Annotated in this window: 21 protein-coding genes; 10 read left to right on the top strand and 11 right to left on the bottom strand. The window is 41.1% G+C overall.

Going from position 1 to position 20925, the window contains the following annotated elements:
- Nucleotides 1-184 precede the first annotated feature (184 nt).
- Complete coding sequence (locus tag GUY17_RS16395; protein ID WP_162023758.1) at nt 185-1783, bottom strand: AMP-binding protein; 1599 nt, start codon at nt 1781-1783, stop codon at nt 185-187.
- A 459-nt stretch (nt 1784-2242) separates the two neighbouring features.
- Between GUY17_RS16395 and GUY17_RS16390 the strand changes: the two genes are divergently transcribed.
- Entirely contained in the window at nt 2243-4849 is a 2607-nt protein-coding gene (locus GUY17_RS16390) for a TonB-dependent siderophore receptor (protein ID WP_162023757.1), read from the top strand.
- Nucleotides 4850-4998: 149 nt separating this feature from the next.
- Here GUY17_RS16390 and GUY17_RS16385 read toward each other — a convergent pair whose 3' ends face one another.
- Nucleotides 4999-5532 (bottom strand): thioredoxin family protein, encoded by a 534-nt coding sequence (locus GUY17_RS16385; protein WP_101088741.1) that lies wholly within the window; start codon nt 5530-5532, stop codon nt 4999-5001.
- A 134-nt stretch (nt 5533-5666) separates the two neighbouring features.
- Between GUY17_RS16385 and GUY17_RS16380 the strand changes: the two genes are divergently transcribed.
- Nucleotides 5667-6284, top strand: a complete 618-nt coding sequence (locus GUY17_RS16380) for a LysE family translocator (RefSeq protein WP_162023756.1) — start codon at nt 5667-5669, stop codon at nt 6282-6284.
- Between the two features lie 195 nt (nt 6285-6479).
- Here GUY17_RS16380 and GUY17_RS16375 read toward each other — a convergent pair whose 3' ends face one another.
- Nucleotides 6480-6806 carry a DUF3144 domain-containing protein gene (locus GUY17_RS16375; RefSeq protein ID WP_101088743.1) on the bottom strand — a complete coding sequence of 109 codons (327 nt, stop codon included), beginning with the start codon at nt 6804-6806 and terminating at the stop codon, nt 6480-6482.
- Between the two features lie 71 nt (nt 6807-6877).
- Nucleotides 6878-7438, bottom strand: coding sequence for a prepilin-type N-terminal cleavage/methylation domain-containing protein (locus GUY17_RS16370; protein ID WP_162023755.1), 561 nt, complete (start codon nt 7436-7438; stop codon nt 6878-6880).
- 80 nt (nt 7439-7518) lie between these two features.
- On the opposite strand from GUY17_RS16370, the gene ung reads away from it, so the two are divergent.
- Complete coding sequence (gene ung / locus GUY17_RS16365) at nt 7519-8181, top strand: uracil-DNA glycosylase (RefSeq protein ID WP_162023754.1); 663 nt, start codon at nt 7519-7521, stop codon at nt 8179-8181.
- A 131-nt stretch (nt 8182-8312) separates the two neighbouring features.
- On the opposite strand, the gene ispB is transcribed toward ung, so the two are convergent.
- Nucleotides 8313-9284 (bottom strand): octaprenyl diphosphate synthase, encoded by a 972-nt coding sequence (ispB, locus tag GUY17_RS16360; RefSeq protein WP_162023753.1) that lies wholly within the window; start codon nt 9282-9284, stop codon nt 8313-8315.
- A gap of 403 nt (nt 9285-9687) precedes the next feature.
- Between ispB and rplU the strand changes: the two genes are divergently transcribed.
- From rplU to GUY17_RS16325, 7 genes are all read left to right on the top strand, one after another.
- The gene (rplU, locus tag GUY17_RS16355; RefSeq protein WP_101088747.1) at nt 9688-9999 is read left to right on the top strand and encodes a 50S ribosomal protein L21; all 312 of its coding nucleotides are present in this window, start codon (nt 9688-9690) and stop codon (nt 9997-9999) included.
- Between the two features lie 16 nt (nt 10000-10015).
- The gene (gene rpmA / locus GUY17_RS16350) at nt 10016-10270 is read left to right on the top strand and encodes a 50S ribosomal protein L27 (RefSeq protein WP_011638531.1); all 255 of its coding nucleotides are present in this window, start codon (nt 10016-10018) and stop codon (nt 10268-10270) included.
- A gap of 200 nt (nt 10271-10470) precedes the next feature.
- Nucleotides 10471-11637 (top strand): Obg family GTPase CgtA, encoded by a 1167-nt coding sequence (gene cgtA, locus GUY17_RS16345; RefSeq protein ID WP_011638530.1) that lies wholly within the window; start codon nt 10471-10473, stop codon nt 11635-11637.
- A 20-nt stretch (nt 11638-11657) separates the two neighbouring features.
- On the top strand, nt 11658-12416 hold the full coding sequence (locus GUY17_RS16340; protein ID WP_101088748.1) for a threonine/serine exporter family protein: 759 nt from the start codon (nt 11658-11660) through the stop codon (nt 12414-12416).
- Complete coding sequence (locus tag GUY17_RS16335) at nt 12416-12886, top strand: threonine/serine exporter family protein (RefSeq protein ID WP_101088749.1); 471 nt, start codon at nt 12416-12418, stop codon at nt 12884-12886. The genes GUY17_RS16340 and GUY17_RS16335 overlap by 1 nt, the downstream gene beginning before the upstream one ends.
- 19 nt (nt 12887-12905) lie before the next feature.
- Nucleotides 12906-13388 carry a type 3 dihydrofolate reductase gene (gene folA, locus GUY17_RS16330; protein ID WP_101088750.1) on the top strand — a complete coding sequence of 161 codons (483 nt, stop codon included), beginning with the start codon at nt 12906-12908 and terminating at the stop codon, nt 13386-13388.
- Between the two features lie 97 nt (nt 13389-13485).
- The gene (locus GUY17_RS16325; RefSeq protein WP_101088751.1) at nt 13486-13872 is read left to right on the top strand and encodes a DUF3718 domain-containing protein; all 387 of its coding nucleotides are present in this window, start codon (nt 13486-13488) and stop codon (nt 13870-13872) included.
- Between the two features lie 481 nt (nt 13873-14353).
- Here GUY17_RS16325 and GUY17_RS16320 read toward each other — a convergent pair whose 3' ends face one another.
- The 6 genes from GUY17_RS16320 to surA all read right to left on the bottom strand — a co-directional run bounded on the left by GUY17_RS16320 (nt 14354) and on the right by surA (nt 20893).
- Nucleotides 14354-16375, bottom strand: a complete 2022-nt coding sequence (locus GUY17_RS16320) for a methyl-accepting chemotaxis protein (protein WP_162023752.1) — start codon at nt 16373-16375, stop codon at nt 14354-14356.
- 153 nt (nt 16376-16528) lie between these two features.
- Complete coding sequence (locus GUY17_RS16315) at nt 16529-17347, bottom strand: symmetrical bis(5'-nucleosyl)-tetraphosphatase (protein ID WP_101088753.1); 819 nt, start codon at nt 17345-17347, stop codon at nt 16529-16531.
- A 3-nt stretch (nt 17348-17350) separates the two neighbouring features.
- Nucleotides 17351-17731, bottom strand: a complete 381-nt coding sequence (gene apaG, locus GUY17_RS16310) for a Co2+/Mg2+ efflux protein ApaG (protein WP_101088754.1) — start codon at nt 17729-17731, stop codon at nt 17351-17353.
- 48 nt (nt 17732-17779) lie between these two features.
- Entirely contained in the window at nt 17780-18586 is an 807-nt protein-coding gene (gene rsmA, locus GUY17_RS16305) for a 16S rRNA (adenine(1518)-N(6)/adenine(1519)-N(6))-dimethyltransferase RsmA (RefSeq protein WP_101088755.1), read from the bottom strand.
- A 9-nt stretch (nt 18587-18595) separates the two neighbouring features.
- A complete protein-coding gene (gene pdxA, locus GUY17_RS16300) occupies nt 18596-19579 on the bottom strand; it encodes a 4-hydroxythreonine-4-phosphate dehydrogenase PdxA (protein WP_162023751.1) in 984 nt (327 codons plus the stop codon).
- A gap of 9 nt (nt 19580-19588) precedes the next feature.
- On the bottom strand, nt 19589-20893 hold the full coding sequence (gene surA, locus GUY17_RS16295) for a peptidylprolyl isomerase SurA (RefSeq protein ID WP_101088757.1): 1305 nt from the start codon (nt 20891-20893) through the stop codon (nt 19589-19591).
- Nucleotides 20894-20925 lie beyond the last annotated feature (32 nt).

The following is a 20925-nucleotide window of genomic DNA, read 5'->3' as shown; positions in this document are numbered from 1 at the left end:
AAAAAGATGCCGAAGCATCTTTTTTATTTTCGAATCAATTAACTGTTTCAAATGATGTTAATCGCAGTTTGATAAGCAGTTATTGTTCTGCATTGAGGTTAGTTGCATAGCGTTTTAAGCAAGATAATATCTACTCTACTAGCGCAGTTTTTTTCTTGCTTGTGAAGCTCTTACTTACGTAGCTCTATTTACGTAGTTCTCGACGCAAAATTTTCCCTACAGCACTTTTCGGTAACTGTTCAGTAAACTCAATAATGCGTGGCACTTTATAAGCCGTCAGTTGGCTGCGGCAGTAATCATTAATCGCCTGTTTGACCGCCTCGATATCCGCTGGCGGCTGTTTTAATACAATCACGGCTTTTACTGCTTCGCCAGAACGTTCATCTTCAACCCCGACAACAGCACACTCTAAAACTAACTCATTAGTTGAAAGTACGTCTTCAACTTCATTAGGATAGACGTTAAAACCAGAAACAATAATCATGTCTTTTTTACGATCGACAATGGTGTGATAACCATCTTCGCTGGCAATGCCAATATCGCCAGTTTTAAAGAATCCGTCTTTTGTCATGACGTTAGCGGTTTCTTCTGGTTTATTCCAATACCCTTGCATAACTTGCGGACCGCGCACGGCAAGTTCACCAGCTTGACCGATAGCCACTTCATTATCATCCATATCGAGCACATGAACTTCAGTGCCCAATACCGGTTTACCAATAGTACCAAGGCGTTGATACCCTGGTGCATTAAGGCTGACAACAGGAGATGTTTCAGACAAGCCATAGCCTTCTGAAATCATACATTGGGTGGTTTGTTGCCATAAGTTAGCTGCTGCACTCGTTAATGCGGTACCACCCGAAATGGTTATTTTCATTTTACTGAAATCTAAGGCTTTAAATTCCGGCTGATGACATAAGCCAACAAATAGAGTGTTTAAACCCGCAAACCCAGTAAATGGATAGGCTTTCATGGTATTGATTAGCCCTGCAATATCACGAGGATTAGGAATTAATACTGAGCAACTACCTGACTCAAAATACAGTACCAAATTAACCATAAATGCATAGATATGGTAAATCGGTAATGGCGCGACAAATACATCATGTCCTTCGGTCATGGTGCTAGCTATTCGTGATTTTACTTGACCAGAATTAGCCAAAAGGTTGCCATGATTGAGCATAGCGCCTTTTGATAAACCGGTTGTGCCGCCAGTGTATTGCAGAGCAATTAAATCATCATGGTTAGGTTTTATTGACTGATAAGGATGCTTAGCACCTTCAACGAGCACAGAGGTAAATGCCACTTTGTTAAACGGGGTTTCTGGTTGAGGTTGCGGTTGGATAAGATCCATTGCGTGGGTCGAAATCACCAACTCTACTGTTGTTTTGTCGATCACGTTAGTTAATGTGGGTAATAAATCCGACAATACGACTAAGGCTTTTGCCCCTGAGTCGTTAAATTGGTGAATGAGTTCACGCTCGGTGTACATCGGATTGGTATTGACTAGCACCATACCGGCTCGAATTACCCCATAAGCCGCAATCACAAACTGAGTAATATTAGGCAATTGTATCGCTACTCTGTCGCCAGGTTGCAATGAAGTGCTGTGTTGCAAATAACTGGCAAAATGGCGCGAGCCTTGTTCTATTTCACGAAAACTAGTGCTTTTCCCAAGACATGCATATGCAATATTGTCTGCATACTTGTCACAAGCTTTTTCGATCAAATCAACTATGGATGTGTATTGGTGTAAATCAAGTACTGAATCTGCATCATAAGCCATGCATACCACCTTAGATATTTTTGGTTATTATTATAAATCAAACGTCCGTTTAGATTATTTTTACTAACCTACACGGGTCAATATCAATTGGCAAAGGTTCACTGAAATTGAATCAATATTAGATTACTCGTTTAATACATCACCATCAAAACACGATTTTTTGTGTAAACTAATGGTTACACTTGTGTTTTGTGTTGATTTAGTTAAAAAAGTTTACTTCTAGTAAATAATTCGATATGTGATCTATATCACTAAAAATCAACTGCTTAGAGTATTTTTTTGTAAATTGCTATTTAGCGCTTACTTATTTATCCCAAAAAGTGTTAGCAATTGTTTTTCAATTGTTATAAAAATGTAGTTGAGATAGGGAGTATTTCGATAGGGATAGACGTGTTTTTCATTCATTTTGTGAGAAACATCGTCGACAAACAACAATAATAAGCAGTTGAGAACATAATAATGATGCAATCAAAAAAATCTAAATTTGGTATCAGCTCTTTGAGCTTAGCCATTTCATTTGCACTTGCCGGATCTGTAGTTAGCACTCAAGCATTCGCAGCCGATGAAGAAGTTGCAAAGAAAGAAAACGTTGAAAAAATCGCAGTCGTGGGTTCTCGTGCGGCACCTCGTTCAATTGGTGACTCACCAGTTCCAATTGATATCATCAGCAGTGATGATTTAAAGAAAAACGGTTCGACCGACATGATCGACATGTTAGTGACATCAGTGCCTTCTTTTAACTCTCGTGCACAACCGATTAGTGATGCAGCAACGCTAGTTCGTCCGGTTAACTTACGTGGTTTACCGTCTGACAGTACGCTTATTTTGGTTAACGGTAAACGCCGTCATCGTGCGTCAGTTATTGCTTTCCAAGGTGGTGGCATTAACGATGGTGCACAAGGTCCAGATATATCTGTTATTCCTGGTGTGGCATTAAAGCAAGTTGAAGTATTACGTGACGGAGCGGCTGCTCAGTATGGTTCGGATGCGATTGCTGGTGTAATGAACTTCGTATTAAAAGATGCTTCTGAAGGTGGTTCTATCACTGTCAGCCAAGGTGAATACTACGAAGGTGACGGCGCAGCAACCACAATTGACGGTAACATTGGTTTACCTTTGACTGATGATGGCTTTGTTAACATCAGTGCACAATATAAAACGGCAGATGCGACTAGCCGCAGTGTACAGCGTCCAGATGCAGCAGCTATCGCTGATGCGGGTAATACCTCAATTCTTAATCCAGCACAAACTTGGGGTAACCCTGAGATCAATGATGATTTTACTGTATTCGTAAACTCCGGTTTTGATATTAACGACAATACCCATTTGTATGCGTTCGGTAACGTGTCATCACGTGAAGCAACTGGTGGTTTCTATTATCGTAACCCGCATAACCGCGGTAACGTTTATTCTGTAGATGGCGGCGAAAGTTTATTAGTCGGGGATGTTGGTTTGGCTACCGATGGGGTAGCAACATGTAACAACATGAATGTCCCTATTCCTAAAATAGATATCGATGGTGATGGCATTCCAGATCAAGACGGAAACGTGTTGGGTACTGACGCTTATCAAGCAATGGTTGCCGATCCTAACTGTTTCTCTATGAACCAAATTCGTCCAGGCGGATATACACCTCAGTTCACCGGTAAAATTGAAGATATGTCTTTCTTCGCTGGTGTAAAAGGCGAGTCTGGCGAGTGGATGTATGATGTGAGCGCAGGTACGGGCAGTAACAAAGCCAGCTTTGGTTTAAAGAACTCATTAAACCCATCAATGGGTTTAGATACACCAACTGACTTTGATACTGGTTCATACGAGCAAGTAGAAACAACTTTTAATGCTGATTTTAGTCGATTCGTTACTATTGGTAGCTTAGAAGACATTAGCTTTGCTACTGGTTTTGAATGGCGTGAAGAGTCATTTGAGATTGGTCAAGGTGATGAAGCTTCATGGATTGCAGGTCCTTATGCTGATCAAGGCTTCAACATTGGCTCACACGGCTTTAAAGGTTTTGGTCCAGAATCAGCCGGTAAAAATGACCGAAGCAACATTGGTGTTTATACCGATATTGAAGCGTATTTAACCGAAGACTTATTATTAGGCTTTGCACTTCGTTATGAAAATTTCTCTACTTTTGGTGACACATTAAACTACAAGTTAACAGCGCAGTATGTTGCAACCGATGAATTATCATTCCGTGCATCGCACAGTACTGGTTTCCGTGCGCCAACCGTTGGTCAAGAAAACGTAGTTAACACTCAAACATCGATTGTTAACGGTGACTTGATTCAAACCTTCATTGCTCCACCAACAAATCCATTAGCGGCTTTCTATGGTGGTGAAGTACTTAATCCTGAAGAGTCTGTTAGCTATGCAGCAGGTTTTGTATACCAATATGATAACTTGTTCCTAACTGTTGATTACTACAACATTGAAGTAACTGGTCGTATTGCACAATCTAGCCAAATTTCGGTTGAAGCTAGTGACTACGATGCATTACGTGCCGCTGGTGTTGAGTTCCCTGAGTTGATTTCTGCGGTAACCTTCTACACTAATGATTTTGATACAACGACTCAAGGTGTTGATGTTGTAGCGTCTTATACTACAGAAATGTTATCAGGTGATGCGAAATTCAGTTTAGCCTACGGTTGGACTGATACCAGTGTTGATAAATATGACCCTGAAACAACTGATGCAGGTAAAGTTCGTCGTTTAGAAGATGGTATTCCTGCACACCGTGCAACCCTTACTTGGGGCCAAAGCTGGGATGATTTAAGCATGTCAGTTCGTGGTAATATGTTTGGTGAGTACTACGCTACACACGCTGATGATACTTCTGATTGGGGTTCTGAGGTGGCAGATGCTGCTGTGACTATCGATCTTGAAGTGAGCTATGCGGTACTTGATAACTTAACGGTATCAGTTGGCGCAAACAATATCTTCGATCAAGAAGCGCAGAAGCTAAAAGATGGCACTCTGGGTGAATTAGGTGCGGTGTACTACGAAAGTGGTCCATTTGATTACAACGGTGGTTTCTACTACGGCCGTGTTAATTACCGCTTCTAAGCGTTAGCGACATTCAATAACTAAATCAATAACTAAATCAATAACTAAATCAATAACTAAAAAGACTGCTTCGGCAGTCTTTTTTATTGTGAAAGTTTTCTAGGCTTTTTGCTTGAAGATTACATATTCTGTTTTGAAGATTAAGTATCTTACTTGACGACTAAAGCTAATGCTCGATACACATCGTCGATAATCAGCGCTTTGGGCAACTCAATGCCTTCTGGGTAAGACGGGGCATAGATTTTATTAAACGGCGTACCAGCAACTGCCTGTTGCCCCATATACTGTTCAATGACGGTATCGGCTTGAGTCCAATTACCTTGCATGAGAATAATGTGTGGCTGGTTTAATTTATTTACGACTTGTTCGCGATGAAGTACGTTGGCTTTATTTGTTTGGCAGGGAACACACCAGTCGGCTGTAATATCAACAAACACAATATTACCTTGTTTAACATAGGCGGCAATTTTTTCAGGTTCAAGTGGTTGCCAATTCAATGTTTGATATGCTTGATAGTTTTCACCTTTATTAACAAATGCAATGATACCCGCAAAACAGATCCCCATCAAAATGAGCATGACTATCACTAAGGTCGGAATCGATTTTCCTTTTATTTTAGCCCAAATCAATATTACTACGGCAATAAAAATAACCAAGAGTAATATCAGCATTAATGTCGTCATAGGTTTCCTCTGTAAATACGTTATTATACTCATCCATATAAGTGACGATACATTAACAACGCATACTTAACTGGTTGTTAAAATGTATTTTTGCAAAATATTAATAACTGGATAGTTGCAAATAAAGGAGTGTTATGACGTTAAGTGCTTGGCTGGGATTATTAGCGATATGCTGTTTGGGTGCCATGTCTCCAGGCCCGAGTTTAGCCATGGTAGTGAGGCATACACTCAGTGGTGGAAGATTACACGGCATAGTATGTGCTTGGGCGCATTCAATTGGTATCGGTGTGTATGCGCTGGTGACTCTATTGGGTTTGGCTGCAATATTAAAAGCATCACCATTAATGTTTAATGCCATTGCGATAATCGGAGCAATTTACTTAGCTTGGATGGGTATTCAAGCGCTTGGTTCCAAAGGCGGGATGCAGCAAAAATTAGCCGCTGGGGAAGCCACTAGTTTATGGATTGCAGCTCGTGATGGACTCGCTATTTCACTGCTTAACCCTAAAATATTATTATTTTTTCTAGCCTTATTTAGTCAGTTTGTCTTGGCAGCACAAACGACCACTGGCCAAGCATTGATTGTATTTACCCCGCTAATTATTGATGGCTTGTGGTATACCGTTATTGCATTCGTGTTATCACATTCTGCTGTATTACCTAAGTTACGAGAAAAGGCAAAACTGATTGATAGGCTCTCAGGTATTGTATTGATTTTGCTTTCTATTAGGGTTATTTACACGTTGTTATAGTACTGGCATCTACTCGGTTAACAGTGATTAATTATGTTGGTTATGCATAGGTTTATTTGTTAAAGCGAACAGCGACAATAGTATGCGGTGAGCGGGGAGTGTTAAATGTGCTTTATTTTAAAAAGTAATCCCCACCAGATGTGCGGTAGGGATTATTGATTAACGGCTAATTATCAGTGACGTTGTTAGCGAATGCTAGGCACCTTTGAACATTTGTACGCTATCATCGCTTTTCTGCTCTTGTTGCGGTGCTGCTACAGGAGGATTAGCAATATGATCTTCTAAGTTTTCTTTTAACATGGCTTTAAATTCATCAGAAAACCAAGCTAATGCATGATCTTTTTCAGCGGCAAGATCAGCTGATTTAATTGAGGCTTCGAACGCATTAAAGCGTGCTGAAGCAAATCTCATTGCCGTACCCACTTTACCAATATCATTTTCTTGTTGGCTTAGTTGATTGGCTAGGGCAATAAATTGGTCAGCTATTTGATACATTGTTAATTCTGTTTTGGCTTCAGACATCAGATCCACTTTTTTGTGAGTTAATTTTCCATTGAGTGTAACGTCTTTATTGGAAAATATCAGGTAAAAAATTAGCTATTGGGATCTGAATCTACCAAGACTTGGCCGTTACGTGAGTCATAATATATCGACATAAGTGATAGCAAGTTGTAGTTATATCGGCATTGATCTGGATTGATATATTCGGCTTGGTAATCAGATGAACCTTTATCGGTACTGATAGAAACGCTTGGACCATCCATCAACAGAGTCGGCCAGACGGAAAGGCAGTCATTAACATTATTCAGTCTTGGAGAGGCTTCGTAAGGTGGATAATTTTGCGCAGGATAGCCCCATTGGTTCATATCCAGTTCGCCATCGGTTCCAGCTTGACTGAAAATTGCTAAATTATCTGCTGGGCCTGAATACCCCATCGCGGCCCATTTTAAATGAGCCAAGGTTATTGCTGAAGAAAATGCCCCGCCAGTTGCTTTTACACTGGCTATTTTAGCGTCTTGGCCTAAATCGATGAACTTAGGCAAAGCGATAATTGCGATGATCCCAAGTATGATAATAACAACGACAAGTTCAATAAGGGTAAAACCGTTATTAGCAGTGCTTTTGTTATTATGTAATGGCATCATATTATTCATAAGGGTGATTAATCTGTTAATAGTAAACCAAAGACTAAGCAGTTCACAAATTTGTCGTTTTCATTTAAGGAATACATCGAATGACTTCCCATTGGCAAGAGCTGTTTGAGCAACAACAATCGCAGGCATATTATCAACATTTGCAACACTTTATAGCCTCACAAAGAGCCGATAATAAAACCGTTTATCCGCCTGATGATGAAGTATTCGCGGCTTTTGATTTAACACCGCTGTCAGAGGTTAAAGTCGTGATACTGGGGCAAGACCCTTACCATGGACCTAATCAAGCTCATGGGCTTTCTTTTTCGGTTAAAAATGGCATTAAACCGCCACCATCACTAGCGAATATCTATAAAGAATTAACCAATGATATTAAAGGCTTTGTGACTCCCGAACATGGCAATTTAACCTCTTGGGCTAAGCAAGGCGTTTTATTATTGAATACGGTATTAACGGTAGAGCAGGGGTTGGCTCATTCACATGCTAAATCTGGCTGGGAGACATTTACTAATAATGTATTGCAGCGATTAAACCAACAATCTTCGCCGATTATATTTGTGTGTTGGGGAAATCATGCTATCAAGAAAGGCCGTCTGATTACGGCAGCACATCATCATGTATTGAACGGCCCACATCCATCGCCATTATCTGCTTACCGAGGTTTTTTTGGTTGCGGTCACTTTTCAAGTATTAATCAATTATTAATTGAACAAGGCAATCCAGCCATAAATTGGCAAGTTTGATCATAAAAAAAGGTGTGAATTGAGTATTCACACCTTTTTATGCATCATCATCAACAATGAATTCATGATTGATTGTGGTAGTTACTAACTAAATGTTACTCACTACTGTTAATTACTATTAACTGCTGCAACTAACTGCTGCGATTAACTGACAAATGAGCTAACGAAATGAGTGCTTGCTTGTAGTTACTGTCAGGAAAAACACTGAGTGCATCTATGGCCTTCTGTGCTTCTGCTTGAGCTTTATCCTGAGTATAAACTAATGCGCCAGACTCCTCTAACGCCACCAAAATGTCATCAATTGCTTTGGTGCCATCACTTTGCTCAATTGCATCACGAATGAGTTTTCTGGCCGTGTCAGATCCGTTTTCCATGGCATAAATTAGCGGTAATGTTGGTTTGCCTTCAGCAAGGTCATCACCGATGTTTTTACCTAGTTCGTCAGCGTTAGCAGTGTAATCCAGTAAATCATCCGTTAATTGAAAAGCTGTGCCGAGGTATTTACCGTAATCAGCTAATGCTTGTTCTTGCTCAGCGCTCACATTGGCTAAAACACCGGCTAACTGAGTTGCCGCTTCAAACAATTTTGCGGTTTTACAGTAGATCACCCGCATGTAGTTTGCTTCGGTGGTATCAGGGTCATTACAGTTCATCAACTGTAAAACTTCACCTTCGGCAAGTACGTTAGTGGTATGAGCAAGGACTTGCAGTACTTTCATGTTATCGAGCTCGGTCATCATTTGAAATGAACGAGTATACAAAAAGTCACCTACTAGTACGCTAGCACTATTACCAAATAAGGCATTGGCGGTTTCACGGCCGCGACGCAATGTCGACTCATCAACAACATCATCATGTAACAAAGACGCAGTATGGATAAACTCGATGATCGCCGCGAGTTTAAGGTGATGTTCACCTTGGTAGTCAACGGTTCGTGCGGCTAATACTGATAATAACGGACGTAAACGCTTACCACCGCCATTGATAATGTAAAAGCCTAATTGATTAATTAGGGCTACATCAGATTCAAGTTGTTTATATATCAGCTGATTGACTGCTTGCATATCAGTGTCAGCCAGTTGACGAATGGCGTTTAAATCCATAATAGTCTCTGGTTGTTGGGCGACAGGCTTGCACCCTTAATTAGTCATATCGAATTAGAGCGCATATCTTACAGGATATCAGTGCTATTTTTCAAAGTATGTATTTCCACAATTGAACATACAGAATCCTGATTTTACGATAGTTAGTAGGATTCTGACCAATTTAATTATAAAACTTAGGTATAAATTAACATGGTCATGTTAACTAAATTTTAAAGAAGGCACATTAGCTATTAATGAATAGTGTGCAGTGATGAGGTCTTTTTTATTTGATAGTGAATTAAGACTTGCCTGATGATAATTCTTCGCGTAGAATCCGCGCCCATTGTCATTAAAAGTTTTTTAGCACCTAGTCTCGTCAATAATATGAGTTAGTGTGTTAGTCATTTGGAGTAAAATAGCCATGTATGCTGTTTTTCAAAGTGGCGGAAAGCAACACCGTGTTGCTGAAGGTCATACAGTTCGTTTAGAAAAATTAGAAGTTGCTACTGGTGAAACCATAGAATTCGATCAAGTTTTGTTGATCGCTGATGGTGAAACAGTACACGTTGGAGCTCCTTTAGTTGCTGGCGGTAAAGTCGTAGCTGAAGTAGTTGGCCACGGTCGCGGCGAAAAGGTAACTATTATCAAGTTCCGTCGTCGTAAGCATCACGATAAGAAGATGGGCCACCGTCAGTGGTTCACCGAAGTTAAAATCACTGCGATTAGCGCATAATTTAGGAGTCTAACTCATGGCACATAAAAAAGCTGGCGGTAGTACTCGTAACGGCCGCGATTCGGAAAGTAAACGTCTTGGTGTTAAGCGTTTTGGTGGTGAATCAGTTCTAGCTGGTAACATTATCGTTCGTCAACGTGGTACTAAGTTCCACGCTGGTGTAAACGTAGGTATTGGTCGTGACCATACTTTGTTTGCATTAACAGACGGTAAAGTAAAGTTTCAAGTTAAAGGTCCTAATAACCGTAAGTTTATTAGCATCGAAGCTTAATTCTTTCTAAGCTAGATCTCGAAAGCCCTGCCTATGGTGGGGCTTTTGTGTTTTTTATATCATTAAACTGTTATTGATAGTTTAATGATTTTGTTTATATGCAGTAGGCGATATCGTGATGAATGCTATCTTCAGCGCTTTCCTGCAAATTCCAGTGATTTGGGATTATAATTACAGATTAAGTGGCGTCAGGAGTCAGTATGAAGTTTGTTGATGAAGCGAATATTCGCGTAGAAGCAGGTGACGGCGGAAGCGGTTGCGTGAGTTTTAGACGCGAAAAATATGTTCCAGATGGTGGTCCAGATGGTGGTGACGGTGGCGATGGCGGCAGTGTATATCTGCAAGCTAACGAAAACTTGAACACGCTGATTGATTATCGTTTTACTCGTTTTCATATGGCTGAACGTGGCACCAATGGTCGTGGCCGTGATTGTACCGGACATGGTGGTAGTGATTTGGTTCTGCAAGTACCAGTAGGTACTCGTGCTATCGATCAAGAAACAGAAGAGTCACTTGGCGATCTTACTGTAAATGGACAAAAGCTGCTTGTTGCTAAAGGTGGTTTCCACGGTTTAGGTAACACCCGTTTTAAAAGTAGTACTAACCGTGCTCCGCGCCAAAAGACATTAGGTACCCCTGGTGAAGTACGCTCAATTAAACTTGAGTTATTGTTACTTGCTGATGTGGGTTTACTAGGGATGCCAAACGCAGGTAAATCAACCTTTATCCGCTCTGTATCACGTGCGACGCCTAAAGTTGCGGATTATCCGTTTACGACTTTAGTGCCAAACCTTGGTGTGGTTAATCCGCGTCCAGGTCAAAGCTTTGTTATTGCCGATATCCCAGGTCTAATTGAAGGTGCTGCTGAAGGTGCCGGCTTAGGTATTCGTTTCTTAAAGCATCTTGAACGTTGCCGTATGTTGTTACACATTATCGACATCGAACCTATTGATGGCGTAGACCCAGTTTATTCTGCTCGTGCAATTGTCGGTGAACTTGAAAAATACTCTCCAAAACTAGCGGCAAAACCGCGTTGGTTAGTGTTTAATAAAACTGATTTACTGCTAGATGAAGAGATACAAGCTAAAATCGATCGTATTGTCAAAGAGTTAGATTGGCAGGGTGATGTTTATACTATGTCAGCTTACAATCGAACTGGTACTGAAGAGCTAAGCATTAAGATGCTTGACTACATTAGAAGTTTACCGGCTATTGTGGAAGAAATTACCGCTGATGCTGACGTTGAGTTTAAATGGGATAATTACCATAGCGCTGAAGATGAAAACGCTAATGAAAATTATGATGATGACTTTGACGAAGATTTTGATGATGATGACTATGATGTAGAAGTCATCTATCAACGTTAAAGAGCTCATTTGAGGACGTCGTGTACGAAGATAGCCAAAATGAAATTACCCGCCTTGTAGTACGCTGTGCGCAGCTACTACTGGCATATGGTGCTGAGTCTGATCTCGTTGAAGAGATTAGTCAGCGCCTTGGTAAAGCACTCGGTATTGCTAGCATTGAATTATCAATATCATCCAATGCATTAGTATTAACTAGCTTGGTACACGGTAGATGCATTACCACAACCCGTCGTATTCGTGCTCATGGCATTAATATGATGGTGATTTGTGAGCTTCAACGAATTTGCATACTAGCCGAAAAAGGTATTTATGGTGCCAATGAAGTTCGTAGACGCCTCGCTCATATTTCTCCTAAAACATACCCCGCAATTGCCGTAGTTCCTATGATAGGTTTGTCGTGCGCAAGTTTCTGTCATTTATTTGATGGCGACATGATGGCATGCTTGATCACATTTTTTGCCTCAGCGGTTGGAATGATAGTACGCCTTTTTCTGGCATCTCGACATTTCAATTTATTGGTTAACTTCTCACTGACTGCATTTGTGATCACGGCTATAGCTCAAATCGGCTATCTTGGATCTATCTCCGAAACACCTCAAGCAGCAATGGCGGCCAGCGTGTTGATGCTAGTACCAGGGTTTCCGTTGATTAATGCAATTTCGGATATGGTCAAAGGTCACATGAATGTGGGTATTTCCCGCTGGGGTCATGCAACCCTATTAACTTTAGCATCGGTTATTGGTATTACCATTGCGATGCAAATGGGAGGGATATTTTAATGTTATCCTTTCTAAGTTTATTGCTTCATGATGCCTTTTTTTCGGCGATACCTGCGGTCGGTTTTGCGATGGTGTTTAATGTCCCTAAACGCTATTTAATTTATTGTGCCATCGCAGGTGCTATTGGCCACAGCTCAAGAACTTTCTTATTACATTTTTCAATGCCAATTGAATGGGCGACATTTATCGCCGCAGCTATTGTTGGTTTGATTACTATTCAGTTTGCTAAACGTCACCTTGCTCCACCATTGATGTACGCTGTTGCTGCCATTATTCCAATGGTACCAGGAACGTATGCATTCAATACTGTCATTGCATTAATTCAACTCACAGCACAGAGTCAGGTTAGTCCCGAACTCACAGCTCAGGTCATCGTCAACGGTTTAAAAACAGTATTTATCTTAGGTGCGCTGGCGGTAGGGTTAGCGTTACCAAGTTTGCTTTACTACCGTAACAGACCAATTATTTAACCATAAGGATTTTGCTTCAATGCGTATCGCAATGATTGCCGCAATGGCCAACAATAGAGTTATAGGTAAAGACAATAAAATGCCTTGGCATTTACCTGAAGATTTACGTCACTTTAAAGCGATGACCTTGTCAAAACCTGTTGTTATGGGGCGCAAAACCTATGAGTCAATTGGTCGACCATTGCCGGGGCGCCACAATATAGTGATTAGCCGTAATAGTCAGTTGAGTATTGAAGGTGTTACCTGTGTAAAAAGTTTCGATGAAGCTATCACTGCCGCGGGTGATTGTGAAGAAATGGTGGTGATTGGTGGTGGTCAACTTTATCAACAACTATTGCCTCAAGCCGACGTATTATATCTAACGTTAATTGATGTCGATGTAGAGGGTGACACGGTATTTCCTGCCTGGGATGATGGTTCTTGGGATTTACAGAACTCAGTAACTGCAACAAACGACAAAGGATTGCAATATAGCTTTAACACTTTAGTTAAAAAGTGTTAAATTAGTCGGGTTTACCCCTGAAATTAATATGTAAAAGTGATCTAAAGCATGATCTCTATACATAGTTATATAACTATAAAATATAAAGGAGTGTCAGATGCGTCTATTGCCTGTAGCTATTGCAGCCCTGATTGCAGCATCTTTTGTGTCAGCCCCTGCTATCGCCGATACAGATCAATTAGTTGCAAATATTTGTGATTATGTGAAATCAGACGACAAAAGCCGTTTACGTAAGAAGATGAAAGAAAGTCGTGTTAAATTACGTAATGTTTATTCAGGCATTTCTTGTGATGGCAGCAGTTTATTGCGTACTGCCTACAATTCAAATGCTAATGATGTCGGTGAGTTTATCGCAAAGCGTCTACCTTCAAGTGATTTAGCTATTCCTGAGGCTGATGGCAAAACCATTCTAGATTGGGCAGCTGCTAATGGTCATGACGGTAGCCCGATTACTGCCGCGATTAAAGACCGAGTTGGTGGCTAATTCTGGCGATGTGTCATCGTTGAGTCAGTCAATGTAATTAGAAATGCCGATAAGCAATTATCGGCATTTTTTATGTCGATAATTTACCCATTAGGTTGATTAGCAATGACGGATTACATTCGCCTTATATTTATTTGTTGTTTGCTTTCAATTTACAGCCTGTTTACTGATAACTTGCTACTTACGGCGACCTATCTGCACATCAATTTGAGTCTAAAATCCATGTTCTATTAATGCCAGACAAGCCATTGGTTTCTGGCTGGCGTTACCAAATACAATCAAGGTTACCACACGCATGAGTTGATAGTTGAAAGCGTGCTCTGTGGCTGTTCAGCGACTAGTTTAGGCATAATATTTTGCTTGTTATAAATCGATTTATTTCATTTACCATCAGAGCGTCGGTTACTCGTAATCAAATATTACAGGCAATAAAAAAGGCCCACTACGGGCCTTTTGTGAATACTAACTTATATTGTATAGATTAAACCTTGAACTCGCGTACCGACGCTTGTAGTTCTTCAGCAAGCATCGCAACTTGCTGACTTGATTGTGCCGTTTGATCCGCACCTATTGAGGTTTCTTCTGAAATAGAGGCAATATGTTCGAGCTTTTCTGAAACTTGTTGGCTAACGATATTTTGCTCTTGGGCTGCTTGGGCAATATGGTTACCAGAATCAAAGGCTCTGTGAACTGACTTACTAATGGTCTCTAAGGCAAGATTTGATTGTTCATTCTTTTCAACACAGCTCTGTGCTTGAGTACGACCCAATTCCATCACTGCAACGGCTTCTTGCGTACCAAGTTGCAATACTTCAATCATTTGCTGAATTTCACTGGTTGAGTGTTGGGTACGTGATGCTAAGTTACGCACCTCATCAGCCACAACAGCAAAGCCTCGTCCTTGTTCTCCAGCTCTTGCAGCTTCAATAGCCGCGTTTAGCGCAAGTAAGTTAGTTTGATCTGCAATCCCACGGATCACATCTAAAATAGAGCCGATTGACGCACTATCGGAATGGACTTTATTAATAACAATACCGGCTTTAGCGACTTCTTCAGCAAGGGCAATAATGGTATTTTTGCTTTCTTCTGCAAGCGTACGCATATGCTGTGTTTCTTGGTCAGCTTGTTTAATCTCATTCAGTGCTTGATCTGCGCTCATTGATACCTGTTGTGCACTCGAGCTCAGTTCCGTGGTTGCAGCAGCAACTTGGTCCACTTGGCTCTTTTGCTCTTGAATACCGATAGTGGTTTGCGAGGTAATTGCAGAGGTTTCTTCTGCTGCAGCAGCTAACTGATTTGAGCGATCAACTATTCCAATAATAAGACTTCGTAGGCTGTCGACTAACCGGTTGCAGTTTTTGGCTAATTCTGCGAATTCATCATGGCCAGTGTCGTCTAATTTATGGGTTAAATCACCTGACGCTAGCACATTTAACGCTTTATTGACTTTCTCTAACGAGCGGGTCAATGGTTTAACAACAGCAATACTGACAATAATGGCAACGATAATGGCAGTTAATACTACCAGTAACGTTTTAATGGCTGCTGAATCAATGATTTCTAAGGCTGTTGTGCTGATATCACTCGCGAATGTGTCGATGGCTTTTGCCAAAACAGTCATTTTCTTGTTGACGTCTTTTGCTTCGCTTTGTGTATCGATTAACTGTTTAGCGGCCGCAAACTCGTGATTTAATTGTTGTTGTTTTAGCTCGATAATTGAACCGCTGCCTTTTAGCAACTTAAATACTTTTGCACTTTCAGCGGTTAAATCTTCTAAAACTGAACTGCTGACAATACCACTGCCCTGACGACCAATATGATCTAATTTTGATGAAGCTTCGCTGACCATGTAATCGAGTTCTTTAATGATCAGGTCATATTTACTTTGTTCGGTTGAGGCCACCAAATCATAAATTGTGGTAATGATATTGATGAATGTACCATCAACTAAGCTGGCTGACGCAGCCAAACTGCGTTCAGTTTCATCTTCGCTGGTTTCTAGATCGATGATGTCTAATAAAATAGATGAAGAGTCATCTGCTGCATTTTCCAGGTTACTGCGCATTTTGAGTAACTTCTCTTGCAAGCTAAGAGCACTCTCACGCTCTACGATCATTTTTTTTGCACTCGTTTCATACACTGTGTAGCTTTTCGTTAACGCAGCTAATGGCGCAGTAAGCTGATTCTGTTTGCTTACTAAATTATTTAAGCGTGTAAGATCTTTTTCGAATGCGTTATCTAAATCAGTGAGCTTCTTTTCTATCGCTGGAATCTTTGATGAATGCGCACTGTAATAAGCGAGTAACGCTTCAATTTGCTGGGTGCTTAAGTTTTCACTTAAAATACTCGTCGATTCAAGTGCCGGTAGGCTGATCGTCTTAAGAATAGTCGTCCCGTCTTTAATACTGTTGTTGCTCAGCATGGTCACGCCACCGAGGACCATCAATAACAGTGTCACCACGGTAAAACCGCCAATGACCCTGGTCGCTACATTAATTTTCATACAGTACTCCGGCTATTATTATTTGATCCTGATTTTTATCTTGTATGTGCTATCGCATACCACGATATGAATTTATTAAAGGGCGATTGTTTCTCAGGCAAGCGTAATAAATTCTACATTTAGCTATCGGCTAAATGGTACTTTAGTTTAACGTTAAATTAACTTTTTTTGGGTAATTTTTTCATTCTTTTCAAGATGCCATAGTGTTAAATGCTCTCCCCAGCAGCAGCCAGTATCTAATGCGAGAACGTGCGGATTACTTGTTTGGCCCATTAAGGCCGCCCAGTGCCCAAATATGATGGTGTTTTGCGGTACTGTTTTTGATTCTAATTCAAACCATGGACGTAACTCGGCAGAATGCTGTTCGCTGGGTGGTGATTTACATTTAAAATCAAGACGGCCATCAAGGTGTAAAAAACGCATACGTGTTAATGCATTGATACAATAACGTAGTCTGTCAATACCGTGCAAAGATGGAGACCAGTGCTCAGAATCTTCTGTGTACATTTTGGCAATTAATGCACTTAGATAATCATTTTGCTGTAATGCAAAGCTGACTTGCTCTGCTTCATGTTCAAGGGTTGCTATATCCCATTGTGGAGGCACTCCCGCATGGGTCATGATGATATTATGTTCAGGTAAGGTTCTGACTAAAGGCTGTTGGCGGAGCCAATTGACTAAATTATCAATATCAGGAGCGTTGAGTAATTCATCAAGATGATCTTGTGGGTTGGCTCGTTTTAGCTTCCCGTGCAGAGCCAAAAGATGTAAGTCATGATTGCCCAGTACCACTTTTGCTGAATCTTGTAATGATTGGAAGAAGCGAAGGGTTGCTAACGATTCAGTACCTCTGGCCACAAGATCGCCAACCGCCCAAAGTTGATCTTTGGATGGGTTAAAGGCCACCTTCTGTAGCAATAGTTGTAACTCGGAGTTACATCCCTGAACATCGCCGACAAAATAGTGTGCCATGGGTTATTGAAATATCCCAGGAACAGCAAGGCGAAAAGGTGGAATGGTCGCTAAAAAGCGCTCGCCTTTATGATTTTCCATACCATAAGATCCTTGCATAAAGCCCACCGGCGTTTCCATCACAGTGCCACTGGTATACTGGTAAGCAGTATTGGGTGCAATAGTGGGGGTTTCACCAACAACGCCAGGGCCTTTTACTTCATTCTGTTCGCCGTCAGCATCGGTGATGATCCAATGACGGTCTTTAAGAGTCACCTTATTATCACCTAAGTTGATGATGGTAATGGTATAGCTAAAAAGGTATTTATTATCGGCAGCATCGGATTGTTGTTCTAAATATTGGGTGTCGACTTTAATCTTAATAGGCGATTCAACTTGGGTCATGTTATGTCCTAAAGCAAAAGGGCATGCTCAATATGCATGCCCTTATAATTAATCTTTTTTATCACACAGCATATTAGCCATTGCCACATATTGTGGGACACTAATTTGTTCTGGCCGCAGACTTGCGTCAATTTGCAGTGTTGCAAAATCTTCGTCTGAGATTAAGGTTTTTAAATTATTACGCAAAGTCTTACGGCGCATATTAAATGCTGTCGTGACTAAGTGTCTTAATACATCGACATTTTTACACGGCCAAGGTTTGACTTCAAAAGGCAATAATCTTATCACTGCAGAATCGACTTTCGGAGCAGGAGTAAAGCTTGTTGGTGGCACTTCTAAAACGGGTACTACCTGGCAATAATATTGTGCCATTACGGTTAAACGGCCATAAGCTTTGGTGCCAGGACTTGCTGATAAGCGCAAAACCACTTCTTTTTGCAACATAAAATGCATCGTTTCTATTTGTTCAGCAAACTCAAACAAATGGAACATCAGTGGCGTTGAAATATTGTAAGGAAGGTTACCAAACACTTTCATTTTCTTGCCAGGCTGTTGCAACTGACCAAAATCAAACTGTAATGCATCACCTTGGTGAATGGTCAGTTTGTCTTTAAGTACTGGGTGATATTGTAAGCGTTTCACCAAGTCACGATCTAATTCAACAACGGTTAAGTTATCAATCATATCTGCAACAGGTTCAGTTAATGCACCTAAACCAGGTCCAATTTCAACCATTACATGATCATTATCAGGTGCAATAGCGCCTACGATGCTGCTAATCACGCCTTGGTCGGTTAAGAAGTTTTGTCCAAAACGCTTTCTGGCCGTGTGGCCTAAATGTACTTTATTACTCATTAAAATGGGTTACTTACTTTTTGAGGCCAATTCGATGGCTTTGTTTAATGCACAGGTAAAACTGCCGCAATCCGCTTTACCACTGCCGGCCAATTCTAGCGCGGTGCCGTGATCGACTGAGGTGCGAATATAAGGTAAACCTAAGGTGATATTGACCGACTTGCCAAAACCTAATGATTTAAGCACAGGTAATCCTTGGTCATGATACATAGCTAATACCACGTCAGCTTGTTCGAGATACTTAGGCTGGAATAAGGTATCGGCTGGCAACGGGCCAACAATATCCATGCCTTGTTCTCGTAACTCGTTGAGCGCAGGTATGATGGTATCGATTTCTTCACGGCCTAAATGGCCGTCTTCTCCTGCGTGTGGATTGAGTCCACACACATAAATTTTGGGTGAGCCTAAACCAAATTTACTGACCAATTCACGATGCAAAATGCTAATAATGTGATGTAGTCTGTCGCGGGTAATGGCTTTTGCAACGTAAGCTAATGGAATATGTGTGGTCATTAGTGCCACTTGTAACCCTGGGGCTGCAAGCATCATGACGACATCGGCACAATTAGCTTGTAGTGCAAAAAATTCGGTATGACCGCTAAATGGAATACCTGCTTGGTTAATAATGCCTTTGTGCACAGGACCGGTAACGACCGCGTCGAATTCATTCGACATATTTTTTTCACCGGCGTAGCGCAAAGTTTCTACTACATAAGCGCTGTTAGCTTCATTCAGTACACCACACTCAACTTCTTCTGCTACTGCAAAAGGAGCAATGGTTAATGTGCCTGCTGTTTGCGGCTTCGGTGGTTGCGATGGTTGATAAGGCCTGAGTTGTAAAGGCAGTCCAAGCATTTTTGCTCGTGTCATGAGCAAATTTTGGTCGGCACAAACAACTAACTCAACAGGCCAGGCCTGTTGAGCGAGTTTGATGACTAAGTCGGGACCAATACTTGCTGGTTCGCCGGGAGTGATGGCAATACGTTTAGTCATTAATTTTGCTTAGCCTCGTTTGCTTTCTGGCTCAACGATTTCGATATACGCTTCTGAACGCATTTCGTCTAACCAGTTTTGTAGCTCTTCATTAAACTTACGACGGAAGATTAATTGATGAGCACGGTTACTGTTAAATTGTTCGGTTGCATCAGTTTTACGGCGCGATTCAAGTTGCACTACATGCCAGCCATGAGTTGTTCGGAAAGGCTCACTGTATTGGCCTTCCTGAAGACTGGCTAATGTTTGCGTAAACTCTGGCACATACATGCTTGGGTCTGCCCAACCTAACTCACCACCTTTAGCTGCAGAACCTGGATCTTCAGAGTACTGAGTGGCTAATTTAGCAAAATCTGCGTCACCTGCACGAACTTGAGTCAAAAAGTTAGCTAACATCGCTTTTGCGCGATCTTCCGATAATATCGGCGATGGCTTTAACAGGATATGGCGTGATTTTACTTCTTCAACTTCTTGGGTTTGTAAACCACGAGTGTCGACTACTTTAATAATATGGAAGCCTGAACCCGATTTAATCGGACCGATTATGTCACCTTTTTTGGCGTTACTGATAACTTCAGCAAACAAGGTTGGCATTTCGTTAATGTTCATAAAGTCCCAAATCCCGCCTTCTAACGCTTTAGGACCTGATGAAGACGCAATAGCGGTACTACGGAAATCGTCGCCATTATTTAAACGTTTAAGCACGATTTCTGCACGGCGGCTAGCACTTTCAAGTTGTTCGCTCGTTGGGTTGCTTGGTATTTCAATCAGAATGTGACCAATTTGAAACTCAACATCTTTTAAGCCTTGCTCTTGAATCAATTTCACTAAGCCACTAATTTCTTGTGGTGAAACCTGAATACGGCGTTGCACTTGAATACGCTGAATTTCACCTAGAGTGACTTCTTGACGTAACTGTTCGCGATATTGGCTAAAGCTCGTACCTTCGCTTTCAATAGTTTGTTGCATTTGCGCAACGGTGACTTTTTGTTCTTTAGCGATGTTTTCAATCGTTTGGTCTAATTGTAAATCACCAATCTGCAAGCCGATACGTTCAGCCATTTGCATTTGCAAGTGAGTTAAAATGAGACGTTCGATAACCTGGGTACGTAAGGCATCATCAGACGGTAATGTTTGTTTAGCTGCTTTAGCATTGGCTTTAACAGTTGAAACCATGTTGGTGATTTCACTCTCAAGAATGATGCCATCATTAATTTGTACTGATACGCGATCTAATGGCATTGGCGCAGCAACACTGGTGTTACTCATAGCTAATGCTAGTAATGCAAAAATTATTTTTTTACTGTGTTTCATCCACAAAATCCTTGGCACATTCGATTCAATAT

Source organism: Shewanella sp. Arc9-LZ, assembly GCF_010092445.1.
Lineage (GTDB): Bacteria > Pseudomonadota > Gammaproteobacteria > Enterobacterales > Shewanellaceae > Shewanella.
Note: the sequence above shows the minus strand (reverse complement) of the source record. Positions and strands in the feature narration are given on the sequence as shown.